This is a genomic window from Mesorhizobium sp. M8A.F.Ca.ET.161.01.1.1 (assembly GCF_004792105.1).
Lineage (GTDB): Bacteria > Pseudomonadota > Alphaproteobacteria > Rhizobiales > Rhizobiaceae > Mesorhizobium.
Genome location: NZ_SRTD01000001.1, coordinates 346,621 through 353,357, shown reverse-complemented (window position 1 = coordinate 353,357; position 6,737 = coordinate 346,621). Strand labels below are relative to the sequence as shown.

The following is a 6,737-nucleotide window of genomic DNA, read 5'->3' as shown; positions in this document are numbered from 1 at the left end:
CGGAAGGCACCGAGATGGTGATGCCTGGCGACAACATCACGGTCGATGTCGAGCTGATCGTGCCGATCGCCATGGAAGAGAAGCTGCGCTTCGCCATCCGTGAAGGCGGCCGCACCGTCGGTGCCGGCATCGTCGTCACCATCAAAGAGTAATTTGGACTTAAACCGATCTGTCGCGGGCGCCGGAGTTGCCCGCGCCGCGCCAGAACAAGGAAGTGACGCATGAACGGACAGAATATCCGCATCCGCCTGAAGGCGTTTGATCACCGCGTGCTCGACGCCTCGACGAAGGAAATCGTGTCGACGGCCAAGCGCACTGGTGCAAACGTCCGCGGCCCCATTCCGCTGCCGACGCGGATCGAAAAGTTCACGGTCAACCGGTCGCCTCACGTCGACAAGAAGAGCCGCGAGCAGTTCGAGATGCGCACGCACAAGCGTCTGCTCGACATCGTCGATCCGACCCCGCAGACCGTCGATGCTTTGATGAAGCTCGATCTGGCCGCCGGCGTCGACGTCGAGATCAAGCTCTAAGGGAATGAGAGCGCGGTAAGGGGCGGTGTCCCTGGCCCGGAACTCTAAAGGAATTGAACCGATGCGTTCAGGTGTGATTGCAAAGAAGGTGGGAATGACCCGCATCTATAATGATGCCGGGGAACATGTTCCCGTCACCGTTCTCCAGATGGAGAACTGCCAGGTCGTGGCACAGCGCACGCAGGAGAAGAATGGCTACACCGCCGTTCAGCTCGGCGTTGGCCTCGCCAAGGTGAAGAACACGTCGAAGGCGATGCGCGGCCATTTCGCGACCGCTTCCGTCGAGCCGAAGGCGAAGGTCGCCGAGTTCCGCGTCTCCGCCGACAACATGATCGATGTTGGCGCCGAGATCACCGTCGAGCACTTTGTCGCCGGCCAGAAGGTCGATGTGACGGGCACGACGATCGGCAAGGGTTTCCAGGGCGTCATCAAGCGTCACCACATGGGTGGTGGTCGCGCGACGCACGGTAACTCGGTATCGCACCGTACACACGGTTCGACCGGCCAGCGTCAGGACCCGGGCAAGGTGTTCAAGGGCAAGCACATGGCTGGCCACATGGGCGACACCAGGGTCACCACGCAGAATGTCGAGATCGTCTCGACCGACGCCGACCGCGGCCTGATCCTGATCCGCGGTGCGGTTCCCGGATCGAAGGGCGCCTGGATCCTGGTCCGCGACGCGGCCAAGGTGGCGCTGCCGGCCAATGCGCCGAAGCCCGCCGCGATCCGTGCTGTTGCGGCAGCTGCGAAGAACGAGGCTCCGGCCACAGAGGGAGCGGAATAATGGATCTCAAGATCACAACGCTCGGCGGTAAAGACGCCGGCAAGGTGGAACTTTCCGACGGAATTTTCGGCCTTGATCCGCGCGAAGACATCCTGCAGCGCGTCGTGCGCTGGCAGCTTGCCAAGAAGCAGCAGGGCACGCACAAGGCCAAGGGCCGCGCCGAAATCGCGCGCACCGGCGCCAAGATGTACAAGCAGAAGGGTACGGGCCGCGCCCGTCACCACTCGGCACGCGCTCCGCAGTTCCGCGGCGGCGGCAAGGCCCACGGCCCGGTCGTTCGCAGCCATGAGCATGAACTGCCCAAGAAGGTTCGTGCGCTTGGCCTCAAGCATGCTCTCTCGGCCAAGGCCAAGAGCGCGTCGATCATCATCATCGACGAGCTGAAGCTGACCGAGGCCAAGACGAAGGCGCTGATCGCGAATTTCGCGACGCTGGGCCTGACCAACGCCCTGGTGATTGGCGGCGCCGAGCTTGACAAGAACTTCAAGCTGGCAGCCACCAACATCCCCAACATCGACGTGCTGCCCATCCAGGGCATCAACGTCTACGACATTCTGCGCCGCGGCACGCTGGTCCTTTCGAAGGCCGCCGTCGAGGCTCTCGAGGAGCGCTTTAAATGACCGACCTTCGTCACTACGACGTGATCGTCTCGCCGGCGATCACCGAAAAGTCGACCATGGCCTCCGAGCAGAACCAGGTCGTCTTCAACGTCGCCAAGAAGGCGTCGAAGCCGGAAATCAAGGCCGCCGTCGAAGCGCTGTTCGGCGTCAAGGTGATGGCCGTGAACACGCTTGTCCGCAAGGGCAAGATCAAGCGCTTCCGCGGCACGATCGGCCGCCAGAGCGACGTCAAGAAGGCGATCGTGACGCTGGCCGACGGCCAGTCGATCGACGTCGCGACGGGTCTCTGAGCAAGGCCGCGAGGACAGGACAATGGCACTTAAGAAATTCAACCCGATAACGCCGAGCACCCGCCAGCTGGTCATCGTCGACCGCTCGGGCCTCTACAAGGGCAAGCCCGTCAAGGGCCTGACCGAAGGCCTGACCAAGTCGGGCGGCCGCAACAATTACGGCCGCATTACGGCCCGCTTCATCGGCGGCGGTCACAAGCGTTCGTACCGCATCATCGACTTCAAGCGCCGCAAGTTCGACGTCGTCGGCACGGTCGAGCGCATCGAATACGATCCGAACCGCACCGCCTTCATCGCGCTGATCAAGTATGATGACGGTGAGCTGTCCTACATCATCGCTCCGCAGCGCCTGGCTCCCGGCGACAAGATCGTGGCGGGCGAAGCCGTCGACGTGAAGCCGGGCAACGCGATGCCGCTGGCCTCGATGCCGGTCGGCACCATCGTCCACAACATCGAGCTGAAGCCGGGCAAGGGCGCCCAGGTTGCCCGCTCCGCGGGTGGTTACGGCCAGCTGGTCGGCCGTGACCAGGGCATGGCGATCCTGCGCCTCAACTCGGGTGAGCAGCGTGTCGTTCACGGCTCCTGCATGGCCACCGTCGGTGCCGTGTCCAATCCGGACCACGGCAACATCAATGACGGCAAGGCCGGCCGCACGGTTTGGCGCGGCAAGCGTCCGCACAATCGCGGCGTGACCATGAACCCGGTCGACCATCCGCACGGCGGCGGCGAAGGCCGCACCTCCGGTGGCCGTCATCCGGTCAGCCCGTGGGGCAAGCCGACCAAAGGCAAGAAGACGCGGTCCAACAAGGCGACCGACAAGTTCATCCTGCGCTCGCGCCATCAGCGCAAGAGCTAAGAAGAGGTAACGCCAAGTGACTCGTTCTATTTGGAAAGGCCCCTTCATCGACGGCTACCTTCTCAAGAAGGTGGACAAGGTTCGTGAAGGTGGTCGCAATGAGGTGATCAAGATGTGGAGCCGTCGCTCCACCATCCTGCCGCAGTTCGTCGGCTTCACCTTCGGTGTCTACAACGGCCAGAAGCACGTTCCCGTCGCGGTGAACGAGGACATGGTCGGTCACAAGTTCGGTGAATTCGCTCCGACGCGGACCTATTACGGTCACGGCGCGGATAAGAAGGCGAAGAGGAAATAATCATGGGCAAGGCCAAAGCTCCGCGCAGGCTTGCTGACAACGAAGCGCGCGCCGTGTTGCGCACGATCCGTATCAGCCCGCAGAAGCTGAACCTGGTTGCCGCGCTGATCCGCGGCAAGAAGGTCGCGACAGCGCTTTCCGATCTCGAATTTTCGGCCAAGCGGATTTCCGGCACGGTCAAGAAGACGCTGGAATCGGCAATCGCCAACGCGGAAAACAACCACGACCTCGACGTCGATGCGCTGATCGTGGCGGAAGCCTATGTCGGCAAGTCGATCGTCATGAAGCGGTTCCACGCTCGTGGCCGCGGTCGCGCCAGCCGTATCGAGAAGCCGTTCTCGCACCTCACGATCGTCGTTCGTGAAGTCGAAGAAAAAGGGGAGGCCGCATAATGGGCCAGAAAGTCAATCCGATCGGTCTTCGCCTCGGCATCAACCGCACCTGGGATTCGCGCTGGTTCGCGAACACCGGCGAGTACGGCAAGCTGCTGCATGAGGACATCAAGATCCGCAAGTATCTTGAGAAGGAACTCAAGCAGGCCGCGATCTCCAAGGTCGTGATCGAGCGCCCGCACAAGAAGTGCCGCGTCACCATCCATGCCGCGCGCCCGGGCCTGATCATTGGCAAGAAGGGCGCCGACATCGAGAAGCTTCGCAAGAAGCTGATGGAGATGACGAAGTCCGAGACGCACCTCAACATCGTCGAAGTGCGCAAGCCGGAAATCGACGCGACCCTGGTCGCCCAGTCGATCGCCCAGCAGCTCGAGCGCCGCATCGCGTTCCGCCGCGCCATGAAGCGTGCCGTGCAGTCGGCCATGCGCCTCGGTGCCGAAGGCATCCGCATCAACTGCGCCGGCCGTCTTGGCGGCGCCGAGATCGCGCGCATGGAATGGTACCGTGAAGGTCGCGTGCCGCTGCATACGCTGCGCGCCGATGTCGACTACGGCACGGCCGAGGCGAATACGGCCTACGGCATTTGCGGCGTCAAGGTCTGGGTATTCAAGGGCGAGATCCTCGAGCACGATCCGATGGCTTCGGAGCGTCGTGCGACCGAGGGCGATGCCGCGCATGGCGGTGGTGGTGATCGCGAACGCGGTCGTCGTCGCGAAAACGCCTGAGACATTTAGGAATTTGGAGTTAGAACGATGCTGCAGCCAAAGCGCACAAAGTTCCGCAAGCAGTTCAAGGGCCGTATCCATGGTACCGCAAAGGGCGGCACCAACCTGGATTTCGGTGGTTTCGGGCTGAAGGCGCTTGAGCCGAACCGCGTCACCGCGCGTGAGATCGAGGCGGCCCGCCGCGCGATCACTCGCGAAATGAAGCGCGCTGGCCGCGTCTGGATCCGTATTTTCCCGGACGTGCCGGTCACGTCGAAGCCGACCGAAGTCCGCATGGGCAAGGGCAAGGGCGCGGTCGACTACTGGGCGGCGCGCGTCAAGCCGGGCCGCATCATGTTCGAGATCGACGGCGTCAATGAAGAAACCGCCCGTGAGGCGCTGCGTCTCGGCGCGGCCAAGCTCTCGGTCAGGACGCGCTTCGTACAGCGCATCGCAGAATAAGGACGGGCTGATCATGAAAGCCGAAGACATCCGGACCAAGACCCAGGACCAGCTGACCGACGACCTGGCCAGCCTGAAGAAGGAGCAGTTCAACCTGCGCTTCCAGAAGGCCACCGGCCAGCTCGAAAAGACCGCGCGCGTGAGGCAGGTTCGCAAGGACATTGCGCGTATCAAGACCATCGCTGCGGAAAAGTCCGCGGCCAAGAAGGCTTAAGGACGAAAACCATGCCAAAGCGCATTCTGCAGGGCACCGTCGTCAGCGACAAGAACGAGAAGACGGTTGTCGTCAAGGTCGAACGGCGCTTCACGCATCCCGTGATGAAGAAGACCGTGCGCATGACCAAGAAGTACAAGGCGCACGACGAGAACAACGCCCACAAGGTCGGCGATCAGGTGTTCATCCAGGAATCGAAGCCGATTTCCAAGGATAAGCGCTGGATCGTCGTATCCTCGGACCAGGCGTAAACAAACGAATTTTGGACAGACCGGGGAGGGGCTTCGAGCCCGTCCCGTTAGGAAAGAAGAAGGCGGCCAGTCATGATTCAGATGCAAACAAACCTCGACGTGGCGGATAATTCCGGCGCGCGTCGTGTCATGTGCATCAAGGTGCTGGGCGGCTCGAAGCGGAAATACGCTTCCGTGGGCGACATCATCGTGGTGTCGATCAAGGAAGCCATTCCGCGCGGCCGCGTTAAGAAGGGCGATGTGATGAAGGCGGTCGTGGTTCGCACGGCCAAGGACATCCGCCGCCCGGACGGCAGCGTGATCCGTTTCGACAAGAACGCGGCCGTTCTCGTCGACAACAAGAAAGAGCCGATCGGCACGCGTATCTTCGGACCGGTTCCGCGCGAACTTCGCGCCAAGAACCACATGAAGATCATCTCGCTCGCGCCTGAAGTGCTGTAAGGAGCCGGACCAATGCAAAAGATTAGAAAAGGCGACAAGGTCGTCGTGCTGGCCGGCAAGGACAAGGGCCGTTCGGGCGAAGTCCTTTCGGTTCAGCCGAAGGATGACACCGCGCTGGTGCGCGGCGTCAACATGATCCGTCGTCACCAGAAGCAGTCCCAGTCCCAAGAGGGCGGGATCATTACCAAGGAAGCGCCGATCCAGCTGTCGAACATCGCGCTGGCCGACCCGAAGGATGGCAAGCCGACCCGCGTCGGTTTCATCTTCCAGAAGGACGGCAAGAAGGTGCGCGTCGCCAAGCGCTCGGGAGAAGTCATCAATGGCTAAGGCTCAAACCAAGCAGGCGACTGCCAACAACACGCCGCGCCTCAAGCAGGTCTACAACGAGACCATTCGCAAGGCACTGCAGGAGCAGTTCGGCTACGACAACGACATGCAGGTTCCGCGCCTCGACAAGATCGTGCTGAACATGGGTGTCGGCGAAGCGACCGCCGATTCGAAGAAGCCTTCGGTCGCCGCCGAAGACCTGGCGATGATCGCCGGCCAGAAGGCCGTCGTCACCCGCGCCCGCAATTCGATCGCTGGCTTCAAGGTCCGCGAGAACATGCCGATCGGCGCCAAGGTCACGCTGCGCAAGGAACGTATGTACGAGTTCCTCGACCGCCTCGTGAACATCGCGCTGCCGCGCGTCCGCGACTTCCGCGGACTGAACCCCAAGAGCTTCGATGGCCGTGGCAACTACGCCATGGGCATCAAGGAGCACATCGTGTTCCCGGAGATCAACTACGACAAGGTTGATCAGATCTGGGGCATGGACGTCATCGTTTGTACGACTGCGAAGACGGACGACGAAGCCAGGGCTTTGCTCAAGGCTTTCAACTTCCCCTTCCGCCAGTAA

General features: G+C 62.0%; 14 protein-coding genes and 1 pseudogene. All 15 read left to right on the top strand.

The genetic code is table 11. The features are described from left to right. Positions 1-152: pseudogene (tuf, locus tag EN804_RS01865) on the top strand (elongation factor Tu); the annotation flags it as partial. A 69-nt stretch (positions 153-221) separates the two neighbouring features. Then, positions 222-530, top strand: coding sequence for a 30S ribosomal protein S10 (gene rpsJ, locus EN804_RS01860; protein WP_010909272.1), 309 nt, complete (start codon positions 222-224; stop codon positions 528-530). A gap of 61 nt (positions 531-591) precedes the next feature. Further along, positions 592-1,314: a 50S ribosomal protein L3 gene (gene rplC, locus EN804_RS01855; protein WP_023757978.1), complete on the top strand. Its 723-nt coding sequence runs from the start codon at positions 592-594 to the stop codon at positions 1,312-1,314. Continuing rightward, a complete protein-coding gene (rplD, locus tag EN804_RS01850) occupies positions 1,314-1,934 on the top strand; it encodes a 50S ribosomal protein L4 (protein ID WP_015317984.1) in 621 nt (206 codons plus the stop codon). The genes rplC and rplD overlap by 1 nt, the downstream gene beginning before the upstream one ends. Beyond that, positions 1,931-2,224 carry a 50S ribosomal protein L23 gene (locus tag EN804_RS01845; protein WP_010909275.1) on the top strand — a complete coding sequence of 98 codons (294 nt, stop codon included), beginning with the start codon at positions 1,931-1,933 and terminating at the stop codon, positions 2,222-2,224. The genes rplD and EN804_RS01845 overlap by 4 nt, the downstream gene beginning before the upstream one ends. A gap of 22 nt (positions 2,225-2,246) precedes the next feature. Next, positions 2,247-3,080: a 50S ribosomal protein L2 gene (rplB, locus tag EN804_RS01840; protein WP_127278266.1), complete on the top strand. Its 834-nt coding sequence runs from the start codon at positions 2,247-2,249 to the stop codon at positions 3,078-3,080. A gap of 16 nt (positions 3,081-3,096) precedes the next feature. Beyond that, positions 3,097-3,375, top strand: a complete 279-nt coding sequence (gene rpsS / locus EN804_RS01835) for a 30S ribosomal protein S19 (protein WP_027044977.1) — start codon at positions 3,097-3,099, stop codon at positions 3,373-3,375. Positions 3,376-3,377: 2 nt separating this feature from the next. Then, positions 3,378-3,767, top strand: a complete 390-nt coding sequence (gene rplV, locus EN804_RS01830) for a 50S ribosomal protein L22 (protein WP_006205462.1) — start codon at positions 3,378-3,380, stop codon at positions 3,765-3,767. Further along, positions 3,767-4,492, top strand: a complete 726-nt coding sequence (gene rpsC, locus EN804_RS01825) for a 30S ribosomal protein S3 (RefSeq protein ID WP_013895697.1) — start codon at positions 3,767-3,769, stop codon at positions 4,490-4,492. The genes rplV and rpsC overlap by 1 nt, the downstream gene beginning before the upstream one ends. A 27-nt stretch (positions 4,493-4,519) precedes the next feature. Continuing rightward, positions 4,520-4,933 carry a 50S ribosomal protein L16 gene (gene rplP / locus EN804_RS01820; protein ID WP_006205460.1) on the top strand — a complete coding sequence of 138 codons (414 nt, stop codon included), beginning with the start codon at positions 4,520-4,522 and terminating at the stop codon, positions 4,931-4,933. 13 nt (positions 4,934-4,946) lie between these two features. Then, a complete protein-coding gene (rpmC, locus tag EN804_RS01815; protein WP_006205459.1) occupies positions 4,947-5,147 on the top strand; it encodes a 50S ribosomal protein L29 in 201 nt (66 codons plus the stop codon). Positions 5,148-5,158: 11 nt separating this feature from the next. Continuing rightward, positions 5,159-5,398, top strand: a complete 240-nt coding sequence (gene rpsQ, locus EN804_RS01810) for a 30S ribosomal protein S17 (RefSeq protein WP_010909280.1) — start codon at positions 5,159-5,161, stop codon at positions 5,396-5,398. Positions 5,399-5,470: 72 nt separating this feature from the next. Continuing rightward, positions 5,471-5,839, top strand: coding sequence for a 50S ribosomal protein L14 (gene rplN / locus EN804_RS01805; protein ID WP_006205457.1), 369 nt, complete (start codon positions 5,471-5,473; stop codon positions 5,837-5,839). A 12-nt stretch (positions 5,840-5,851) separates the two neighbouring features. Next, positions 5,852-6,166, top strand: coding sequence for a 50S ribosomal protein L24 (gene rplX, locus EN804_RS01800; RefSeq protein ID WP_006205456.1), 315 nt, complete (start codon positions 5,852-5,854; stop codon positions 6,164-6,166). Next, complete coding sequence (rplE, locus tag EN804_RS01795) at positions 6,159-6,737, top strand: 50S ribosomal protein L5 (RefSeq protein WP_127278265.1); 579 nt, start codon at positions 6,159-6,161, stop codon at positions 6,735-6,737. Before rplX ends, rplE begins: the two co-directional genes overlap by 8 nt.

Bases quoted from the DNA above. Each gene is read 5' to 3' on its own strand.
- rpsJ (WP_010909272.1), top strand. From the start codon at position 222: ATGAACGGACAGAATATCCGCATCCGCCTGAAGGCGTTTGATCACCGC.
- rplC (WP_023757978.1), top strand. From the start codon at position 592: ATGCGTTCAGGTGTGATTGCAAAGAAGGTGGGAATGACCCGCATCTAT.
- rplD (WP_015317984.1), top strand. From the start codon at position 1,314: ATGGATCTCAAGATCACAACGCTCGGCGGTAAAGACGCCGGCAAGGTG.
- EN804_RS01845 (WP_010909275.1), top strand. From the start codon at position 1,931: ATGACCGACCTTCGTCACTACGACGTGATCGTCTCGCCGGCGATCACC.
- rplB (WP_127278266.1), top strand. From the start codon at position 2,247: ATGGCACTTAAGAAATTCAACCCGATAACGCCGAGCACCCGCCAGCTG.
- rplV (WP_006205462.1), top strand. From the start codon at position 3,378: ATGGGCAAGGCCAAAGCTCCGCGCAGGCTTGCTGACAACGAAGCGCGC.
- rpsC (WP_013895697.1), top strand. From the start codon at position 3,767: ATGGGCCAGAAAGTCAATCCGATCGGTCTTCGCCTCGGCATCAACCGC.
- rplP (WP_006205460.1), top strand. From the start codon at position 4,520: ATGCTGCAGCCAAAGCGCACAAAGTTCCGCAAGCAGTTCAAGGGCCGT.
- rpmC (WP_006205459.1), top strand. From the start codon at position 4,947: ATGAAAGCCGAAGACATCCGGACCAAGACCCAGGACCAGCTGACCGAC.
- rpsQ (WP_010909280.1), top strand. From the start codon at position 5,159: ATGCCAAAGCGCATTCTGCAGGGCACCGTCGTCAGCGACAAGAACGAG.
- rplN (WP_006205457.1), top strand. From the start codon at position 5,471: ATGATTCAGATGCAAACAAACCTCGACGTGGCGGATAATTCCGGCGCG.
- rplX (WP_006205456.1), top strand. From the start codon at position 5,852: ATGCAAAAGATTAGAAAAGGCGACAAGGTCGTCGTGCTGGCCGGCAAG.
- rplE (WP_127278265.1), top strand. From the start codon at position 6,159: ATGGCTAAGGCTCAAACCAAGCAGGCGACTGCCAACAACACGCCGCGC.